The organism is Streptomyces sp. NPDC046860, assembly GCF_040645115.1.
Taxonomy (GTDB): domain Bacteria; phylum Actinomycetota; class Actinomycetes; order Streptomycetales; family Streptomycetaceae; genus Streptomyces.
Map to the genome: position 1 here is coordinate 129,923 of NZ_JBEYXQ010000011.1, position 17,938 is coordinate 147,860.

At 73.2% G+C, this 17,938-nt stretch carries 19 protein-coding genes; 10 read left to right on the forward strand and 9 right to left on the reverse strand.

Going from position 1 to position 17,938, the window contains the following annotated elements; genetic code table 11:
- Positions 1-268: 268 nt before the first annotated feature.
- Both ABZ898_RS18115 and ABZ898_RS18120 read left to right on the forward strand, forming a co-directional pair.
- Complete coding sequence (locus ABZ898_RS18115; protein WP_361659262.1) at positions 269-679, forward strand: hypothetical protein; 411 nt, start codon at positions 269-271, stop codon at positions 677-679.
- 151 nt (positions 680-830) lie between these two features.
- Positions 831-1,289 carry an ATP-binding protein gene (locus ABZ898_RS18120; protein ID WP_361659264.1) on the forward strand — a complete coding sequence of 153 codons (459 nt, stop codon included), beginning with the start codon at positions 831-833 and terminating at the stop codon, positions 1,287-1,289.
- Between the two features lie 205 nt (positions 1,290-1,494).
- Here the strand turns inward: ABZ898_RS18120 and ABZ898_RS18125 are convergent, their stop codons facing one another.
- Entirely contained in the window at positions 1,495-2,385 is an 891-nt protein-coding gene (locus ABZ898_RS18125; protein WP_361659267.1) for an RNA polymerase sigma factor SigF, read from the reverse strand.
- A 289-nt stretch (positions 2,386-2,674) separates the two neighbouring features.
- On the opposite strand from ABZ898_RS18125, the gene ABZ898_RS18130 reads away from it, so the two are divergent.
- Positions 2,675-3,157, forward strand: coding sequence for a VOC family protein (locus ABZ898_RS18130; RefSeq protein WP_361659270.1), 483 nt, complete (start codon positions 2,675-2,677; stop codon positions 3,155-3,157).
- A gap of 17 nt (positions 3,158-3,174) precedes the next feature.
- Here ABZ898_RS18130 and ABZ898_RS18135 read toward each other — a convergent pair whose 3' ends face one another.
- The gene (locus tag ABZ898_RS18135) at positions 3,175-4,077 is read right to left on the reverse strand and encodes an aminoglycoside phosphotransferase family protein (protein ID WP_361659542.1); all 903 of its coding nucleotides are present in this window, start codon (positions 4,075-4,077) and stop codon (positions 3,175-3,177) included.
- 134 nt (positions 4,078-4,211) lie between these two features.
- On the opposite strand from ABZ898_RS18135, the gene ABZ898_RS18140 reads away from it, so the two are divergent.
- The 5 genes from ABZ898_RS18140 to ABZ898_RS18160 all read left to right on the forward strand — a co-directional run bounded on the left by ABZ898_RS18140 (position 4,212) and on the right by ABZ898_RS18160 (position 9,220).
- Positions 4,212-5,006, forward strand: coding sequence for a VOC family protein (locus tag ABZ898_RS18140; RefSeq protein WP_361659273.1), 795 nt, complete (start codon positions 4,212-4,214; stop codon positions 5,004-5,006).
- A gap of 33 nt (positions 5,007-5,039) precedes the next feature.
- Positions 5,040-5,738: a ribonuclease H gene (locus tag ABZ898_RS18145; protein WP_361659276.1), complete on the forward strand. Its 699-nt coding sequence runs from the start codon at positions 5,040-5,042 to the stop codon at positions 5,736-5,738.
- A 96-nt stretch (positions 5,739-5,834) separates the two neighbouring features.
- Positions 5,835-7,046: an FAD-dependent monooxygenase gene (locus ABZ898_RS18150; RefSeq protein WP_361659545.1), complete on the forward strand. Its 1,212-nt coding sequence runs from the start codon at positions 5,835-5,837 to the stop codon at positions 7,044-7,046.
- Positions 7,047-7,154: 108 nt separating this feature from the next.
- Positions 7,155-8,657, forward strand: a complete 1,503-nt coding sequence (locus ABZ898_RS18155) for an MFS transporter (RefSeq protein WP_361659278.1) — start codon at positions 7,155-7,157, stop codon at positions 8,655-8,657.
- Entirely contained in the window at positions 8,654-9,220 is a 567-nt protein-coding gene (locus ABZ898_RS18160; protein ID WP_361659280.1) for a TetR family transcriptional regulator, read from the forward strand. Before ABZ898_RS18155 ends, ABZ898_RS18160 begins: the two co-directional genes overlap by 4 nt.
- Before the next feature lies 1 nt (position 9,221).
- Here the strand turns inward: ABZ898_RS18160 and ABZ898_RS18165 are convergent, their stop codons facing one another.
- Positions 9,222-10,106, reverse strand: coding sequence for a LysR substrate-binding domain-containing protein (locus ABZ898_RS18165; RefSeq protein ID WP_361659283.1), 885 nt, complete (start codon positions 10,104-10,106; stop codon positions 9,222-9,224).
- A gap of 168 nt (positions 10,107-10,274) precedes the next feature.
- On the opposite strand from ABZ898_RS18165, the gene ABZ898_RS18170 reads away from it, so the two are divergent.
- Positions 10,275-11,159 (forward strand): SDR family oxidoreductase, encoded by an 885-nt coding sequence (locus tag ABZ898_RS18170; protein WP_361659286.1) that lies wholly within the window; start codon positions 10,275-10,277, stop codon positions 11,157-11,159.
- A gap of 64 nt (positions 11,160-11,223) precedes the next feature.
- A complete protein-coding gene (locus ABZ898_RS18175) occupies positions 11,224-11,712 on the forward strand; it encodes a DUF6328 family protein (protein WP_361659289.1) in 489 nt (162 codons plus the stop codon).
- Here ABZ898_RS18175 and ABZ898_RS18180 read toward each other — a convergent pair.
- From ABZ898_RS18180 to ABZ898_RS18205, 6 genes are all read right to left on the reverse strand, one after another.
- Positions 11,709-12,362 (reverse strand): DUF2238 domain-containing protein, encoded by a 654-nt coding sequence (locus tag ABZ898_RS18180; protein ID WP_361659292.1) that lies wholly within the window; start codon positions 12,360-12,362, stop codon positions 11,709-11,711. The genes ABZ898_RS18175 and ABZ898_RS18180 overlap by 4 nt on opposite strands.
- A 98-nt stretch (positions 12,363-12,460) precedes the next feature.
- Entirely contained in the window at positions 12,461-13,495 is a 1,035-nt protein-coding gene (locus tag ABZ898_RS18185) for a hypothetical protein (RefSeq protein ID WP_361659295.1), read from the reverse strand.
- Positions 13,496-13,621: 126 nt separating this feature from the next.
- A complete protein-coding gene (locus ABZ898_RS18190; protein ID WP_361659548.1) occupies positions 13,622-14,614 on the reverse strand; it encodes a polyprenyl synthetase family protein in 993 nt (330 codons plus the stop codon).
- A gap of 5 nt (positions 14,615-14,619) precedes the next feature.
- On the reverse strand, positions 14,620-15,660 hold the full coding sequence (locus ABZ898_RS18195; RefSeq protein ID WP_361659298.1) for a tetratricopeptide repeat protein: 1,041 nt from the start codon (positions 15,658-15,660) through the stop codon (positions 14,620-14,622).
- A gap of 176 nt (positions 15,661-15,836) precedes the next feature.
- Complete coding sequence (locus tag ABZ898_RS18200) at positions 15,837-16,514, reverse strand: AIM24 family protein (RefSeq protein ID WP_361659301.1); 678 nt, start codon at positions 16,512-16,514, stop codon at positions 15,837-15,839.
- Between the two features lie 72 nt (positions 16,515-16,586).
- Positions 16,587-17,792, reverse strand: a complete 1,206-nt coding sequence (locus tag ABZ898_RS18205; RefSeq protein WP_361659551.1) for a serine hydrolase domain-containing protein — start codon at positions 17,790-17,792, stop codon at positions 16,587-16,589.
- Positions 17,793-17,938: the final 146 nt, after the last annotated feature.

Here is a 17,938-nt window from a genome sequence, read left to right on the forward strand (position 1 = left end):
GCTCTTCCCATGCGTGAACTGGCGGGCCCGGCGGCCGGTGCGCCGTCCTTGGTCGATTATCCGCCAAGTAATGGGCGGCACTCCCGTGCGTCACATGATTCGGCCAGAATCGGGGCATCGCATATGCCAGGAGAGTGGCCGGAAAGACATGGTGACAGTGTTTCCGATGTGGCGATACTCGAAATACCAGGGGCACTTCACCGCACAGGAGCCGCACGGAAAAGAGAGGGCCCGGTCGGCACACCGGCGAGGCAACGGGGGAGTGATCGTGCACGATGAATTCCTGTGCCATGTCACCGCGTACGGGATCTGCGGCGGTCAGCGGGTAGGGGTGCCGCTCGGCACCTATCGCGCGCCCACTCTCGCGCTCGCCCTGTGGTGGCTGCGCGACCGCGCCTCCTGGATCGCCGAACGCCTGGACCCCAGCCCCGAGGGGGAGAAGATCCCGGCGGGCGCCCTCGTCCCCGTCGCGGACACCGTGGCCGACGTCCCCACCCTGCTGCGCGCCTGGTGCTCCGACGACCTCCGGCAGGAAATGGTCGCCGACGAACTGGCCGGCGGACGTCTGGTGCGGATCGCGGCGAGCGACGACACCACCGAGTACGAGCTGCTGGCCGAGTCGATCGACGCCCTGCGCATGCAGCGCACCGTCCCCGCCTTCGTCGTCCCGGTGGCCTGACCGCGAGACCCCAGGTGCGAGGCGGTCCCGGCGGACCGGGCGGACGCGTGCGCACGGTGTGTACATCGGGTGGAATGCGCGGGCCGAGCCGGGGTACCAGCATCAGAGGTAACAGGCGACCGGCGGGACCGGGCTTTTCGAGAGAGACACCATGACCGAACACCTGGGCGTGGCAGTGGCAGTGATACCGACTGGTTTCGACGTACCCGTGGAACCCCTTCGGCGTGCGGCGCACTACACCGGAGAGCCGGGCTGCATCGCCGACGCGCGGGCCTTCGCCGCCCGCTTCCTGGAGCAGTTGCGCACCGAGTGGTGCGCGACCGTCGACAGCCGTACGGGCGGGGAGCTGCTGCTCGTCGTGAGCGAGCTGGTCACCAACGCGGACCGGCACAGCGGGGGTCCGTACATCCTGGAGATGGAGGGCACCGACAGCGCGGTCAGCGTCTCGGTGTACGACAGCAGCGTGGCCCTGCCCCGCTTCTACCCCAGGGACCCCGAGCGGGTCGGCCACCACGGCCTGGAGATCGTGCGCGCGGTGTCCTCGGAGATCACCGTGCACCGGGTGCCCGTGGGCAAGTGCGTGCGCGCGCTGATCCGCTTCGACGACTGAGCGACGGCTCGCGCGACCCTGGGGGACGCCGGCCGGTCGACGGTCGGCGCATTCGCATGCCCGGCCCTCTCCGCACGCGTTCCGGAGTCCCCCTGGTGCATCGCCACCCCGCACGGCCGCGCGCGGCCACGGACACGGCGAAGGGCGGCCCGGCCGTGGGCCGGACCGCCCTTTGTCCGAGGCTCAGGACGCCGAGGCGCCGGACTCAGGCGCAGCCCAGCTCGCCGAGCATGCCCTGACGCAGCCGCGCGATGATGCGCTTGATCAGACGGGAGACGTGCATCTGGGAGCAGCCGAGCTTCTCGCCGATCTCCGCCTGCGTGGCCTCCTCCACGAACCGCATGTGGATGATCTGCCGGTCGCGCTCGCTCAGTTCGGCCATCAGCGGGGCGAGGGCGTGGAAGTCCTCCACCAGCCGCAGGCCCTCCTCCTCGACGCCGATGAAGTCGGCGAGGACCGCCTCGCCGTCCTCGCGGCCGTCGCCGGTGAGGGCGGCGTCCAGCGAGCTGGAGTTGTAGCCGTTGGAGGCCAGCTGGCCCTCGACGACCTGCTCCTCGGTGATGTTCATCAGCGTGGCCAGCTCCGCCACGGTCGGGTCGCGGTCCAGCCGGCTCGACAGCTCCTCGCGGGCCTTGGCCAGCTCCACGCGCAGCTCCTGGAGGCGGCGCGGCACGTGCACGGCCCAGGTGGTGTCGCGGAAGAACCGCTTGATCTCACCGACGATGTACGGCAGCGCGAAGGACGTGAACTCCACCTCGCGCGAGACCTCGAACCGGTCGATCGCCTTGATCAGGCCGATCATGCCGGTCTGGACGATGTCCTCCATGTCGTCGCCCCGGCCCCGGAAGCGTCCGGCGGCGAAGCGGACCAGCGACATGTTCATCTCGATGAGGGTGTTGCGCGCGTACTGGTATTCGTGCGTGCCCTCTTCGAGCTCCGTCAGGCGACGGAAGAACTGCTTCGACAGCGCCCGCGCGTCACGCGGGGCCACGGAAGCGGGGTCCGCGATACCAGGAAGGATCTCCTCGTCCGTCCTGTCCTGCGCGGTCTTCCCCGCGACCTCTGCTTGTGACCGGATGCCGACGGCGGTGTCCATTACCTCTCCCAAGTAAGTCACGGTGCTACGACTGCTCCTCGGGCCCCGGCTGCCCGGGGCCGCGGATGTCGCGTGGTCCCCGGTTACCCGGAGATCCCCGCCCCATGCACGTCTTCTCTCACGGGCCGGGTACCCCCGGTCACGCGACGCATGCGGACGAATTTCGACGTGGCTCGAAATCGACGAAGTGGCTTGATCTTATCGCCCCCCGACCGATGAGTCCGGGGGCGGGGCGCGGTCGGTACTGGTGAGCGCGCGACCGGCGCGGCGACCCGCACAGGAGGTCCCCATGACCAACGGTGGTTTCACCACATGTCTCTGGTTCGACGGCCAGGCCGAGGAGGCGGCCCACTACTACGTCTCCGTCTTCAAGGACTCCGGCGTCGGCCGGGTCACCCGCTGGAGCGAGGCCGGCCCAGGTGAGCCCGGGACCGTCCTCACCGTCGAGTTCACCGCCAACGGCCAGAAGTTCGTCGCCCTCAACGGCGGTCCCGAGTTCACGTTCAGCGAGGCCATCTCCTTCCAGATCCTCTGCGCCGACCAGCGGGAGGTCGACCACTACTGGGACCGGCTGATCGAGGACGGCGGCGAGGGCGGCCCCTGCGGCTGGCTCAAGGACAAGTACGGCGTCTCCTGGCAGGTCTGTCCCGAGCGGCTGCTCGACATGACCCGGGACCCCGACCCGCGGAAGGCCGCCCGCGCCTTCGGCGCCATGATGAAGATGGGCAAGCTCGACCTGGCCGCCCTGGAGAAGGCGTACGCGGGCGAATGAACGGCCCTGACGCCCGGTCACGCCCTCTCGGCGAGCACCTCGCCGATCGTGTGCCGGGCGTTCTCGGCCAGCGCCGGATTGGTGTGCCAGTAGTAGGGGAGCTGGACCAGGGCGATGGACAGCGCCCAGCCCCGGCCGCGCGCCCACTCGGCGTCGTCCGCCCTTACCGCGTCACGGAAGACGCCCCGGGCGGAGGCGGGCAGCAGGTTCCAGGCCACGATCAGGTCCACGGCCGGGTCACCCACGCCCGCGCAGCCGAAGTCGATCACCGCGCTCAGCCGCCCCTCGGCGGTGACCAGCACATTGCCGGGGGACAGGTCGCCGTGCGCCCAGGCGGGCGGCCCGGTGTGCGCGGGCGCGGCGAGCGCCGACTCCCACCGGGCCGTCGCCCGGGCGGTGTCGACGCGGCCCGCGAGCCGGGCCAGCGCGTCACGGGTCTCCCCGTCCTGGCCGGGGAGCGGGCCGCCCCGGTAGCCCCGCGGCGCGTCCGCGGCCGGGGTGCGGCGCAGGGCGGCCACGAACTCCCCCAGCTCCGCGGCCAGTCGCTCCGGCCGCCGTACGGCGCCCGCGACCGGGTTGGCGCCGTCCAGCCAGCGGTAGACCGACCAGGGCCAGGGGAAGTCGCCGTCCGGCTCCCCGGCGCCCACCGGCTCGGGCGCGGCCACCGGCAGGCCGGGGCCCAGGCGGGGCAGCCAGTCCCGCTCGTGCGTCACGTCCGCGACCGCGCCCGGATGGCGGGGGAGCCGCACCACCAGCTCCGGCCCGAGGCGGAACATGGCGTTCTCCGTGCCGGACGACCTCAGCCGGGTCACCGGCAGCCGCGCCCACGCCGGGAACCGCCGGGCCACCAGGCGGCGCACCAGCGGCGCGTCGATGTCGATCTCACCCGTACGCATCTTCTGGGAACTCACCGGCCCCATCCAAGGGCCCACGGGTTCCCCCTGTCGACCGGAAAAACCGGGACCACCGAACGGCACACCGTCCCCGAGCGCGCCGACCACCGGGTGGTTAGCGTGATGTTCCGGGACGAACCGTCGATACGAGAGGGCCGACCATGGCCGTGCAATCCGAAGGAACGCCCTGCTGGGCCGACGCGATGTTCACCGACCTGGAGGGCGCCAAACAGTTCTACGGAGACGTCCTCGGCTGGACCTTCGGCGAGTCGTCGTCCGAGTACGGCAACTACACCCAGGCGTACGCGAACGGCAAGGCGGCCGCCGCCGTCGTCCCGCCCATGCCCGGTCAGGAGGGGGCGTCGCAGTGGTGCCTCTACTTCGCCTCGCCGGACGCCGCCGCGACCGCGGCGAAGATCCGGGAGAGCGGCGGCGACGTGCTGATGCAGCCGATGCGGGTGGGCGACTTCGGCACCATGTGCCTCGCCCGTGAACCCAGCGGCGCCGTGTTCGGCGTCTGGCAGGGCGACGCCCACGAGGGCTTCGAGGCGGTCGCCGAGCCCGGCGCCTACTGCTGGGCGGAGGTGTTCACCCGCGAGCCGGACAAGGCGGACGCGTTCCTGTCGTCCGTCTTCCCCTACCGGATGAAGGAGATGGCGGACGAGCACGTCGACTTCCGGCTGTTCGACCTCGGCGCCGACCCGGTGCTCGGCCGGATGCGGATGGGCGAGGAGTTCCCGGCCGAGGTGCCGTCGTACGTCAACGTCTACTTCACCGTGGACGACTGCGACGCCGCCGTGGACCGGGCCGTGAAGCAGGGCGCGGTGCTCCGGTTCGGCCCGATGACCAGCCCCTTCGGCCGGTTCGCGGCGCTCACCGACCCGCAGGGCGCCCACTTCTCGGTGATCGACGTCACCACGACCGAGGGCGCGATGCCCGAGTTCAAGGACGCCTGACCGGACCGGTCCGCCGCCCGCCGCGGCCATGGCATGATCGTGCACATGCGTGAACGTGTGGTGGCCGCGTGCGACGGGGCTTCGAAGGGAAACCCCGGACCGGCCGGATGGGCGTGGGTGGTCTCCGACGACGAGCGGACCCCGGCCCGCTGGGAATCCGGTCCGCTCGGCCGGGCCACCAACAACGTCGCCGAACTCACCGCGCTGGAACAGCTGCTGGCTGCCGTCGACCCGGACGTGCCGCTGGAGGTCCGGATGGACTCCCAGTACGCGATGAAGGCCGTCACCACCTGGCTGCCCGGCTGGAAGCGCAACGGCTGGAAGACTTCCGCGGGCAAGCCGGTCGCCAACCAGGAACTCGTCGTCCGCATCGACGCGCTGCTCGACGGCCGGTCCGTCGAGTTCCGTTACGTCCCCGCCCACCAGGTCGACGGCGACCCGCTGAACGACTTCGCCGACCGTGCCGCCAGCCAGGCCGCCGTGGCCCAGGAGGCCGCGGGCAGCGCCCACGGTTCGCCCGAGCCGCCGCCCTCGCCCGACACCCCGGTCCCGGCCGCCCGCCGCAAGGCACCCCGCCGGACCGCCGGCGGCTCGGGCTCCGGCTCCGCGCGCACCATCAAGGCCAAGTTCGCCGGCCGCTGCCTGTGCGGCCGCTCCTACGCGGCCGGCGAGTCCATCGCGAAGAACGCGCAGGGCTGGGGCCACCCGGAGTGCCGTACCGCGGCCGACTGACGAGCCCCCGCCCGGAGTTCACCGGACCGTCGCACCCCATCGCTGCTACCCTGCGAGGCCGGTCGACTACGTCCGGTGACTTCCAGGGGTGTGCGCGTGAAGGTCGTCTGTGTCGGAGGCGGGCCCGCGGGCCTGTACCTCTCCATCCTGCTCAAGCGGCAGAACCCGTCCCACGACATCACCGTCCACGAACGGGCGCGTGAGGGCTCGACGTACGGGTGGGGCGTCACCTACTGGCAGGGACTGCTGGACCGGCTCCGGGCCCACGACCCCGAGTCCGCGCGGCTGATCGCGGAGAACTCGGTCCACTGGACCGAGGGCGTCGCCCACATCCGGGACTCGAGCACCCGTCAGCCGGGGGACCAGGGCTTCGGCATCGGCCGCCACCGCCTCCTTGAACTCCTCTCCGGCCGCGCCCGCTCCCTCGGCGTACGGCTGGAGTTCGAGAGCGAGGTCACCGAACGCCCGCCCGGCGCCGACCTGGTGGTGGCCGCCGACGGCATCGGCAGCGCGCTGCGCACCCGGTACGCCGACGCGTTCGGCACCCAGGTCGCGCACGGGCGCAACCACTTCCTCTGGCTCGGCACGACCCGGGTCTTCGACGCCTTCACCTTCGCCTTCGTCGAGACCGCCCACGGCTGGATCTGGGCCTACGGATACCCCTACGACACGGGACACAGCACCTGCGTGATCGAGTGCTCGCCCGAGACCCTCACCGGACTCGGCCTGCACCGCGCCGAGGAGGGTGAGGGACTCGCCCTGCTGGAGCGCCTCTTCGCCGGCCTGCTCGACGGCCACCCCCTCATCGGCCGCACCGGCGACGGACCGGGCGTGCCCTGGCTGAACTTCCGCACCCTCACCAACCGCACCTGGCACCACGACGGCCTCGTCCTGCTCGGCGACGCCGCCCACACCACCCACTACTCCATCGGCGCCGGCACCACCCTCGCCCTGGAGGACGCGATGTGCCTCGCCACCGCCCTCGGCGACCACGCGGCGCCGCCCGCCGCCCTCGCCGCCTACGAGAGGCGCCGCCGCACCGAGCTGCTGTCCGCGCAGAGCGCCGCCCGCTACAGCGCCCGCTGGTACGAGAGCCTGCCCCGCTACATCGACCTGCCCCCGCACCGCATGTTCGCCCTGCTCGGCCAGCGCCACTCCCCGCTGCTGCCCCACGTCCCGCCGCAGCTCTACTACGGCCTCGACAAGGCGGCCGGGCAGCTCGAACCGCTGCGCCGGCTCAAGCGCTGGCTCGGCCCCCGCGCCGCCCGCGCCCTGCACGCCGCGCGCACCCCCGACCGCGCCCGCTGACCGGTCGCGGCCCAGCTCAGGGGCCGGGTAAAGGTTGGTGAATGGTCATTCACCGGATAGAGTGAATAGCTATTCACCAGCCACGCACATTCACCCGCAGGAGCGTCCATGGACCCCTCCGCCCCCATACCCGAGCCGTCCGGCACCCTCGCGGCACCGCCCCGGCTGCGGGAGCGCCTCACCATCCCCGTGCTGGCGTCGGGCGGCATCCTCATGGCCGTCATGCAGACCGTGGTCGTCCCGCTCCTGCCCGACCTCCCCCGGCTCACCGGGTCCTCACCGGCCGCCGTCTCCTGGATGGTCACCGCCACCCTGCTCGCCGGCGCCGTCCTCACCCCGGTCCTCGGCCGCGCCGGAGACATGTACGGCAAGCGCCGGGTGCTCGTCTCCGCGCTCGCCCTGATGACGGTCGGCTCCGTGCTGTGCGCGCTCTCCTCCGACATCGCCGTGCTCATCACCGCCCGCGCCCTCCAGGGCGCCGCCGCCTCCGTCGTCCCGCTGTCCATCAGCATCCTGCGCGACGAACTCCCGCCCCAGCGGCGCGGATCGGCGGTCGCCCTGATGAGCTCCACCGTCGGCATCGGCGCCGCCCTCGGCCTGCCGCTGGCCGCGCTCGTCGTGCAGTACGCCGACTGGCACACCATGTTCTGGCTGACCAGCGCCCTCGGCGCGCTCGGCGTCGCGGCCACCTGGTGGGCGGTCCGGGAGTCGCCCGTCAGGGAGCCCGGCCGGTTCGACGTCGTCGGCGCGCTGGGCCTGGCCGCCGCGCTGGTGTCCCTGCTGCTCGCCGTGTCCCAGGGCGGCCAGTGGGGCTGGGGGAGCCCGGCCGTCGTCGGCCTCCTCGCCGCCTCGGCGGTGATCCTCGCGCTGTGGTGGCTTCAGCAGCTGCGCACCGCCCGGCCCCTGGTCGACCTGCGGCTCGTGACCCGGCCCCGGGTGGGTCTGTCCCATGTGGCGGCCCTGCTCACCGGCTTCGCGTTCTACGCCAACTCGCTCGTCACCGCCCAGCTCGTCCAGGCGCCGAAGGCCAGCGGATACGGCCTCGGGCTGTCCATCGTCGCCACCGGACTGTGCCTGCTGCCCGGCGGCGTGACCATGCTGCTCTTCTCGCCGCTGTCCGCCCGGATCTCCGCCCGGCGCGGCCCCCGCGTCACCCTCGCCCTGGGCGCCGCCGTCATCGCCTGCGGCTACGCGCTGCGCATCGCCGACAGCCGCGACCTGTGGATGATCATCATCGGGGCGACCGTGGTGGCCACCGGCACCACCCTCGCCTACTCCGCGCTGCCCACCCTGATCCTGCGCGCCGTGCCGGCCGCCCAGACCGCCTCCGCCAACGGCGTCAACGTCCTGATGCGCACCATCGGCCAGGCCGTCTCCAGCGCCGCCGTCGCCGCCGTGCTGGTCCACCACACCAGCCCGGTCGCCGGAGCCCCGGTGCCCACCCTGCACGGCTACCTGCTGGCCTTCGCCATGGCGGGCGCCGTGGCGCTCGCCGCCTGCGCGGCCGCGCTCACCATCCCCGGCGACAGCACCCCCGCCGACACCACCACCGGCGGGAGCCTCCGGGCCGAGGGCACCACACGGGACGCCCGCGCGCTGGAGGAGGCGTGACCGGCGCGCCCGCACCGGCGCGCCGGGACGCCGGGACCACCAAGGCCGCCATCCTCAAGGCGGCCCGCCACCTCCTGGCCCGGCACGCCCACGCCGACATCACCCTCAAGGCCGTCGCCGACCGGGCCGGGGTCAGCCCGCCGCTGGTGCTGAAGTACTTCGGCAGCAAGGACGCCCTGTTCGCCCGCGTCATGTCCTTCGACACCGACGCCGACGACCTCCTCGACGCCCCCCTGTCCGGCCTCGGGCACCACATGGTCCGGCACGTCCTGGCCAGCCAGCGGGACCGGGGCGCCGACCCGCTGCTGCGCATCGCCTTCGCGCCGCTGCACGGCGAGCGCGGCGACGTCCTGCGCACCAACTTCCGGGCCCAGGTCGTCGACCGGCTGGCCGCCCGGCTCAGCGGCCCGGACGCCGCCCTGCGCGCCGAGCTGGCCGTCGCGGCCCTGATCGGGGTCGGCGTCATGTACGGCATCGCCCGCGGCCCCCATCTGCGCGAAGCCGGTCCGGACGCGGTGGCCGAACGCTACGGGCCGCTCGTCCAGGCCCAGTTGACGCCCTGACTCAGCCCACCGGACCGGTCAGCAGCGTCTGCGCGCAGCGCCGGAAGGCGGCGAGCAGGCGGCCGCTGTCGCCCGCCCGCGTGGCCAGCGCGACATGGCACGGCTCCACCCCGTGCAGCGGGATCGCGGTCAGGTCGGGCCGCGCCGGCATGCCCGGCGCGGCCGCGGCGATCGCCAACGCCTGCCCCGAGGCGACCAGTTCGAACTTGTCCTCGATGTCCCCGATGAACGGCCCGTCCGGCGCGGGCCGCCCGTCCGGGCGCGGGTCGATCCGCCAGAACGCGTCCCACACCGGGTCCGGGACCCGGGGGAGGGGCTCGTCGGCGATGTCGTCCAGCGTGACCGACTCCTTGCCCGCCAGACGGTGGTCCAGCGGCACCACCACCACGCGCGGCTCGTCGTAGAGCACACTCACCCGCAGCCCGTCGGTGGCGAACGGCAGCCGCGCCACCAGCGCGTCCACCCGGTGCCCGAGCAGCGCGTCCCGTGCCTCGTGCCAGCGCAGGTGCGCGGTGCGCACCTCCGCGTCCGGGAACCGGCGCCGCAGTTCCCGCACGGCCGGGGTGACCAGCACCCCCGTGGTGTAGCCGACGGTGATCCGGCTGGGCTCGGCGGCGGCCCGTGCCTCCGTCACCGCCTGCCCCGCCGCGCGCAGCAGCGCCCTCGCGCGCGGCAGGAAGACCTCGCCCGCCTCGGTCAGCCGGGTGCCCTGCGGGGTGCGGTCCAGCAGTTCCACACCCAGTCCCCGCTCCAGCCGCCGCACCTGGCGGCTGAGCGAGGGCTGCGTGATGTGCAGGGCGGCCGCCGCGCGCCCGAAGTGCCGGTGCTCGGCGACGACGGTGAAGTACCGGACCAGCCGGAGATCGAGATCCGCGAAGTCGGACATGCCTTCCAGCCTACGGGCCCCCGACGTTGGCCGTCCTGTCGCGTCACACAGCTCACCTGCGGTGATGCCTGGGGCGTATTGCCCGATGCGAAAGAAGCCTTGGACGCGTGCGTTCCGCCCGGCCGACGATGGAGCCACTTCCAGCGACCGTCCGAGGAGAGCGTCACCATGCGTGTTTTCGTCACCGGGGCCACCGGGTTCATCGGTTCCGCCGTCGTCCCCGAACTGATCGGCGCCGGACACGAGGTCGTCGGGCTCGCTCGCTCGGACGACGGCGCCGCCGCGCTGAAGGAGGCGGGTGCCGAGGTGGTCCGGGGCAGCCTGGACGACCCCGGGGGTCTGGCCCGCGCGGCGGACGCCGCCGACGGTGTGATCCACCTGGCCTTCGTCCACGACTTCGCCGACTTCGACGCGGCCGGTGCCACCGACCTGAGGGCCGTCGAGGCGATGGGCGCCGTGCTGGCCGGTTCCGGCCGCCCGCTCGTGGTCACCTCCGGCACCGCCATCGCCCCGGCCGGACGCCTCGCCGTCGAGACCGACGCGCCCGCGCCGGGAACCCACCGCACCCCCTCGGAGGAGGCCGCCGTCGCGCTCGCCGGACAGGGGGTGCGCGGATCGGTGGTGCGGCTCGCGCCCTCCGTGCACGGGCGCGGCGACCACGGCTTCGTACCGCACCTCGTGCGGATCGCCCGCGAGAAGGGCGTCGCCGCGTACGTCGGGGACGGCGCCAACCGCTGGCCCGGCGTCCACCGCCCGGACGCCGCCCGGCTGTTCCGGCTCGTACTGGAGGGGGCCCCGGCCGGTACCCGATGGCACGCGGCAGCCGACGAGGGCGTGCCCTTCCGGGACATCGCGGAGGTCATCGGCCGCCACCTGGACGTGCCGGTGGTGAGCGTGAGCGCGGAGCGGGCGGGGGAGCACTTCGGGTTCCTCGGCCGGTTCGCCGCGGTGGACAATCCCACCTCCAGCGCCCTCACCCGCGAACGGCTCGGCTGGCGGCCCGACGGGCCGGGACTCCTCGCCGACCTGGACGAAGGCCACTACTTCGTGTGAGTCACACGGTCCGCCCGGACAAGTGACCGGTTTGAAGGAACGTTTGCCTGGTTAATTGGACCGCATGACCGAGGAGGCAGCGCGCAGGGGGCGGGACGAGACGGCGGAAGAGCGGGCCGACCGCAAGTGGGGCGAGCTGATCCAGGAGGTGCGGGTCGCGCAGACCGGCGTACAGATCCTGTTCGGCTTTCTGCTCACCGTGGTCTTCCAGCCGAAGTACGCACAGCTCTCCAGCACCGATCAGATCATCTACATCGTCACCGTCGTGCTGGGCGCCTGCGCGACCGGCGCCCTCATCGGGCCGGTCTCGCTGCACCGCCTGGTCTCCGGACACCGGGTGAAGCCGCAGGCGGTACGGCTGGCCTCGGCGCTCACCTTCGTCGGGCTCGTGCTGCTGCTGGCCACCATGGCCTGCTCGCTGCTGCTGATCCTGCGGGTGGCCACCCACAACGGCTATGTGCCCTGGCTGGTCGGAGCCGTCGTCTGCTGGTACCTCGTGTGCTGGTACGGCCTGCCCATGTGGGCCAGGATCAAGAACACGGACTCCGACTAACGCCCCGTCCGGGCGGCCAGAGCCGCCAGCGAGCGGTCGTGGACCCGGCTCAGCAGCAGCACCGAGAGCACGGCGCCGATCAGGGCGCAGAACATGTCCCACTGGGTGTCCCAGACATCCCCCTGGGTGCCCAGGAAGGCGTCCGCGCCGTGGCCGCCGATCAGGGCCGCCGCCCACTCCAGGAACTCGAAGCAGGCGCTGAAGGCCAGGCAGGCGCACACCGTCAGCGGGGCGAGCCAGCGGCTGCCGCGCAGCGGCGAGGCGCGTACGAGCAGTTCGCGCACCAGGATGGCCGGGACGAAGCCCTGCATCAGGTGCCCCAGCCGGTCGTAGGGGTTGCGGGCCAGATCGAAGGTGTCCCGCACCCAGTCGCCCGCCGGCACCTGCGCGTAGGTGTAGTGGCCGCCGACCGCCAGCACCAGGGCGTGCACGGTGAGCAGGCCGCACAGCAGGCCGGTGAGCGGGAAGCGCCGCCACAGCAGCACCAGCAGCGGCAGGCCGAGCAGCACCCAGAAGGTCTCCAGGAACCACGTCGTACGGTCGCGCGCGCCCCAGGCGGACACGGCCAGACCCACGGCGGCGACCCCCGCGAACACGGCGGGCGGCACCGCAGGGCGAACAGCGGGCCGGTCGGAGCGGACTGCGGTCATGGCGGACTCCTGAGGCTGGGCGACGTCGGCCGCCCCATCGTCGGGCCGGCCGGCGCGCGGGGCATGAGTACCGGTACTCATGCCCCGGCCGGGCGTCCCTAGGGGGTGTCGCCCACGGCGCCGCGCAGCGCGGTGAGGCAGGAGCCGATCGCCTGCTGCAACTCCTCCAGGCGCCGGACCATGTCCTCCTCGTAGAAGTCCTGGGCGTCGTCGAAGGTCAGCTCCTCGAAGGCCCGCGTCGCCTTCTGCAGGCTGCCGTAGAACCGGGTGCGCCGCTCCTGGACGCGCAGTTCGGGATCGGCCTCGACGGTGTCGGCGACCAGCGTCTTCAGCGTGTCGTACGCCTCCACCGCCCACTCGCCGGTGTCCTCGTCGTCCTCCAGCTCGTCGATCAGCGACAGGTGGCGCTCGGCCTCCTCGCGCAGCCCGGCGGGGGCCTCGACGGTCTGCCCGGCGGGGGTCTTGATCTGCCCGGACTCGGCGATCTGCCGGACGTAGCCGATCTTGTCGGCGGCGCGGCTCTCGGTGGCGACGGCTTTCTTCAGGTCGTCGGTGCGCACCACGTCCCGCGCCAGCTCGGCCTGGAGTTCCGGGTCCTCCTTGATCCGGTCCAGCAGGGCGGAGCGGGCCGCGCGGGCGGTGGAGGGGTCGGCCAGGATGGCGGCACGCAGGGCGGTCGGGTTCTCGGCCACCTCCAGCGCCTTGGTCGGGCGGATGCCCTCGGCCTCGGCGGCCTCCGTGATGGCCGTGCCGCGCTCGGACGTCGCGCTGCTGCGGGAGCTGTAGTAGCTCAACCATGCGTCGGAGTCAGGCAGTTCGACGCACTGGCCCGGCTGGAGCGTCTCGAACTGCGGGACCAGGCCGTCGTCGGCGGCGCGGTCCCAGGCCCGGTAGTAGCGCATGACCCGCTCCGGCGAGCAGTCCGCCAGCTCCGCGAACTCCTTCGCGGACACCTTCGGCGTCTCCCCGGCCGCCTGCCCGCCCGGCCGCACACTGCGCGCCACCATCAGCGCGAAGGCCCAGCCGCCGGTGCGCGCGTACACCCCGAACTCACGGGCGTCGCGCGCCACGAGGTCGGACAGCGGCGCCGGGGCGTCGGCGGTCGTCTCGGACGGGTCGATGGCCAGGGTCACGGATGGCTCTCCTCGGTACGGGGCTCGGTGGCCCGGTGCCCGGCAGCCGGGCACCGGAGGCAGCCTATATGGCCCGATAGGCGGTGTTTCGCCACAGCCCATCGGGCCCGGTGAGGGCGGGCCCGCTCACCGTTCGCGGTCCGCGAGGCACTCCAGCAGGGCGTTCAGCTCGGCCGCCGCACCCGGTTCCAGCGGCAGCCCGTCGAGCAGCGCCCGGGCGGCGGCCATGTGCGCACGCGCCTCCGACAGGGCCGCCGCGCGGCCGCCCGCCGCGTCGATGAGCGCCGCCGCCTCCGCCGTACGGTCCGGCGCCCCGAGCAGCCCGCGCAGGCGCCCGCCCTCGGGCGAGGCGAGCGCGGACAGCACCGGATACGTCCTCTTCCCCTCGCGCAGGTCACCGCCCGCCGGCTTGCCGGTCACCTCGGGGCGCCCCCAGACGCCCAGCACGTCGTCGGCGAGCTGGAAGGCCACCCCCGCGTGCCGCCCGACCCGGTCCAGCGCCTCGGCCATCGGGCGCGGCGCCCCGCCCAGCAGCGCGCCGAGCGCGAGGGAACAGCCCAGCAGCGCCCCCGTCTTGCCCTCCGCCATCACCCGGTACTCCGCGGGCGTCACCGCCTCGGGCCCGGTCCACGGCCGCGAGGCGAACAACAGGTCGTCCGCCTGCCCCCGCATCAGATCGGCCAGCGTGCCCGACAGCAGCCGCACCCCGCCGGGCACCTCGGCCAGCGTGGCGACGGCCAGCGCGAACAGCGCGTCCCCGGCGAGCACCGCGGGACCCGTGCCGTACGCCTTCCACAGCGCCGGGCGGCGGCGCCGCGTCTCGTCACCGTCCATGATGTCGTCGTGCAGCAGCGAGAAGGCGTGCACGAGCTCCACCGCGACGGCACCCCGGACCCCGGCGGCCGCGTCGGCGCCGGCCGCCCGCGCGCCGAGCAGCGCCAGCGCCTGCCGCACCCCCTTGCCGCCCGCCTCGGCGCCCTCGCCCCAGCCGAAGGAGTACGCGGCCATCTCGGCCAGCCAGGGATGCAGCCCGGCGACCGTCTCCTCAAGCGCGGGCCGCACCAGCGCGCGGGCCTCGTTGAGCACCCGGGCCGCCGGTACCGGCTCCGCGCGGAACACCGCCGTCACCGGCCGCCCTCCGCGCCCGGTACGAACTCCGCCTGCGCCCGCGCCACCATCTCCCGCGCGTGCCGCAGCCCCGCACGCTCCAGCACCGCCGCCAGCTCGGCCAGCTCGGCGGCCGTCTCCCGCGGATCGCGGCCCAGGCGGGCCAGGGACTTGGCCAGACCGAGCCGGGACAGCGCCTCGCCGCGGGGCTCGTCCATGGTGCGGAACTCCGACAGCGCCAGGCCGTAGAGGTCCCGCGCCTCCTCGTGGCGTCCGGCGCGGTAGAAGACGTTGCCCCGCATCTTGTGGTTGTAGGCGAGCGCGCTGGACAGGTTCATCGACCGGCACGTCTCCTCCGCCCGCGACAGCAGCTCCAGCGCCCGGCCGGTGTCCCCGTCGCGCGCCGAGACGATGTCCGCGAGCCCCCGCAGCGCCCACGCGTGACCGCGCCGGTCGTCCGCCCGCTCCGCTATCTCCGCCGCCTCCTCGAACAGCGCGTACGCCCGGTCGAAGTCCCCGGTGTTGCGGTGCATCTGCGCGATGCCCTCCAGCGCCCACACCGTGTGCCGGGCCTCCCCGCGCCTGCGCGCCTCGGCCAGCAGCCGCTCGTGCAGCCGGCCGACCGCCGCGTAGTCGCCCTGGATGCGGCCGGTCTCCGCGAGCCCGGCCAGCGAGTAGCCCCGCACCACGATGTCGCCGCCGCGCTCGCCCAGTTCGGCCGCCAGCCCCAGCAGCCGCCAGGCCAGCGGGAACGCCCCCCGCTGCCGGGCCAGCGTGCCCCCGCTCCACAGGGCCCAGGCCATCGCCGCGGTGTCCCCGGCCGTACGCGCCGCCCGGTAGCTCGCCTTCCACGCGCGGTCCGCCTCCGCCGTGCTCCCGAGCCGCCGGTGGGCCTCGGCCACCGCGAGACCGCACCGGGCCACCTCGGCGGGGTGCCCGGCCCGCTCGGCCTCGCGCAGCCGCTCGGTGCCCTCGGCCAGCACGTCGGTGAGTGAGGAATTGACGGACAGGGTGGTCAGGGCGCCCTGGTACTCCGGGGCGAAAGCCTTGCCGTACATGCGAACCCTTCTATACACCAGGTGTATACGCGAGGCGTATAGCACCCGGAGGAATCGCCCCGGTCCAGCGCGGGGCCGGGGCGTGGTCGGTCGTCGGTCAAGACGCCGGTACGGCGAAGGGGGTTGCCCGTGCGACGTGGATCACTCCGAGTGGCACGGGCAACAGGAGTGCCGGATCAGTGCTGTTGGGGCTTCTGCGGCGTGGCCTCGCTCGGCCTGACCACCACGAAACCCTCGCCCTGGAGCATGAGCTGGACGGCCTCGCCCGAACCGCCGCGCAGCATCGACCCCATGGACTGCGAGCGGTGCAGCGAGGTCCGCAGATGCGCGGTCCAGCCGACCACCGCGTCCGTGTCGACGTACACCGGCGCCTGCTCCGAGACCGGGATCACCAGCGGGTTGCCCTCGCAGATCAGACCGAGCCGGCCCTGCCCGCTGAACACGCTGTTGAACAGGCCGCCGCCCGCGATGCCGGAGCCCTTCACCGTCCTGATCTCGTAGGACAGCGAGGAGTCGAAGCACAGCACGTTGCGGCCGTTGACGGTGAACTGGTCACCGGGCTCCACCTCGACGATGAAACAGTTCTGCGCCTCGTGCGCGAACCACGCCTCGCCCCGCCCGCGCACCGCCATCAGGGGCAGCCCCTCGCCGGTCATGGCGCGCTTGAGCATGCCGCCCACGCCCTGGCCCTTGCGCTCGAACTGCAGGCTGCCCCGGTGGGCGATCATCGCGCCCTGGCGGGCGAGCATCTCGCCGTCCACCGCGTACTTGACGCACTTGCCGTTCTCGATCGTCATCCCCGGCTCTACGGCCGGGCGGACCATGTGCTCACTGGAAAAGAGGTCACCCTTCATGGGCGCATGGTGTCCCGGACGGTCCCGTTCCGCCAAGATCACGGGACCGACGGGCCGTCCGGGACGGGGAGTTCAGCGCGCCGGAGCGATGTCCGCGTTGCGCTCCACCAGTGCCGGGCCGCGCCGCTGCTTCGCGCTCTTGCCGCAGAACGCCGGCTCCAGCGCACCCGCGAGCGCGTTGAGGACCTTGCCGTTGTTGGACGTGGTGGCGACCGCCGTCAGCGCCCGCTTGCCGTCCTTCGTGGCGAAGGCGTACGTGTAGTAGCCCTGCACCGCGCCCGTGTGCCCGTACACCGACACCCCGCAGGACAGGTCGCGGCGGCGCAGCCCGAGGCCGTACGCGGTGGTCGCGTCCACCTTGGTGAAGCGCTCCATCTGCGCGAGCCGGGCGGGGGAGAGCAGCCTGCCGCCGAGCAGTGCCGCGTAGAAGGTGTTCAGGTCCTTGGCGGTGGAGATGACGGCGCCCGCGCTCTGCGCCCAGGACACGGTCTGCTCGGTCGCGTCGACCAGCGGGTCACCGGCCCGGTCCGGGGTCAGGTAGCCGCGCGCGAACCGGCCGGGAATCCTGGTGTCCGGGTGGACGTAGAAGGTGTCGCTCAGCTTCAGCGGGCCCGTGATCCGCTTCTCGTACGCCTCCTTGACGGGGCGTTTGGTGAGCTTCTCGACGAGCATGCCCGCGACCACGAAGTTGGTGTTGGAGTACGAGTACGCCGCGCCGGGCGCGTTGACGCGGGGCTTCTTCAGGGAGAGCGCGACGAGCTGCGGGTAGGTGAACACCTTCTTCCGCACGGCCTCGAAGCCGGAGACGCTCTGGGCGAACATGTCGTTGGTGTAGTCGTACAGGCCGCTGCGGTGGCTCAGTACGTGCCGGACGGTGACGGCGTCGCTCGGCAGCAGCTTCGGCAGGTAGCGGTTCACCGGGGCGTCCAGGTCCAGCTTGACCTCGTCGGCGAGCTGGAGCAGGGCGACCGAGGAGAACGTCTTGGTCACGCTGCCGATGCGGAACCGGTCGGTGGTGCTGGCGGCGCGGCCGGTGCCCCGGTCGGCGACACCGCGGCTGATCAGATGGCTGCGGCCCTGGTCGTCGATGCGGGCCAGCGCGGCCGGCGCGCCCTGGGTGCGGACCGTGCGCAGCACCCCGTCGACTCCGGCCGTGTCGGGCGCGGGCAGTGCCGCCGCCGCGCCCCGCTCCCCGGTCGCCGCCCGTGCCGGGACCACGAGCAGCGACAGCGCCACCGCCCCGAGTACCGCGCCCCTGCCCACCGTTGCCGAGACCATCAGCTCACCACTCCCGTCCACGCCGTCCTTGATGCGACGTCCGTCACATTCCGGCCTGGAACCTAGGGGATTGACGGCGCGTCTCCCCAGTCGACACACAGTCGGCCACTCGCCGATCACTCCGGGGTGTCCTTTGGGTAAAGGAT

Bases quoted from the DNA above. Each gene is read 5' to 3' on its own strand.
- ABZ898_RS18120 (WP_361659264.1), top strand. From the start codon at position 831: ATGACCGAACACCTGGGCGTGGCAGTGGCAGTGATACCGACTGGTTTC.
- ABZ898_RS18125 (WP_361659267.1), bottom strand. From the start codon at position 2,385: ATGGACACCGCCGTCGGCATCCGGTCACAAGCAGAGGTCGCGGGGAAG.
- ABZ898_RS18130 (WP_361659270.1), top strand. From the start codon at position 2,675: ATGACCAACGGTGGTTTCACCACATGTCTCTGGTTCGACGGCCAGGCC.
- ABZ898_RS18135 (WP_361659542.1), bottom strand. From the start codon at position 4,077: ATGGGGCCGGTGAGTTCCCAGAAGATGCGTACGGGTGAGATCGACATC.
- ABZ898_RS18140 (WP_361659273.1), top strand. From the start codon at position 4,212: ATGGCCGTGCAATCCGAAGGAACGCCCTGCTGGGCCGACGCGATGTTC.
- ABZ898_RS18145 (WP_361659276.1), top strand. From the start codon at position 5,040: ATGATCGTGCACATGCGTGAACGTGTGGTGGCCGCGTGCGACGGGGCT.
- ABZ898_RS18155 (WP_361659278.1), top strand. From the start codon at position 7,155: ATGGACCCCTCCGCCCCCATACCCGAGCCGTCCGGCACCCTCGCGGCA.
- ABZ898_RS18165 (WP_361659283.1), bottom strand. From the start codon at position 10,106: ATGTCCGACTTCGCGGATCTCGATCTCCGGCTGGTCCGGTACTTCACC.
- ABZ898_RS18170 (WP_361659286.1), top strand. From the start codon at position 10,275: ATGCGTGTTTTCGTCACCGGGGCCACCGGGTTCATCGGTTCCGCCGTC.
- ABZ898_RS18175 (WP_361659289.1), top strand. From the start codon at position 11,224: ATGACCGAGGAGGCAGCGCGCAGGGGGCGGGACGAGACGGCGGAAGAG.
- ABZ898_RS18180 (WP_361659292.1), bottom strand. From the start codon at position 12,362: ATGACCGCAGTCCGCTCCGACCGGCCCGCTGTTCGCCCTGCGGTGCCG.
- ABZ898_RS18195 (WP_361659298.1), bottom strand. From the start codon at position 15,660: ATGTACGGCAAGGCTTTCGCCCCGGAGTACCAGGGCGCCCTGACCACC.
- ABZ898_RS18200 (WP_361659301.1), bottom strand. From the start codon at position 16,514: ATGAAGGGTGACCTCTTTTCCAGTGAGCACATGGTCCGCCCGGCCGTA.
- ABZ898_RS18205 (WP_361659551.1), bottom strand. From the start codon at position 17,792: ATGGTCTCGGCAACGGTGGGCAGGGGCGCGGTACTCGGGGCGGTGGCG.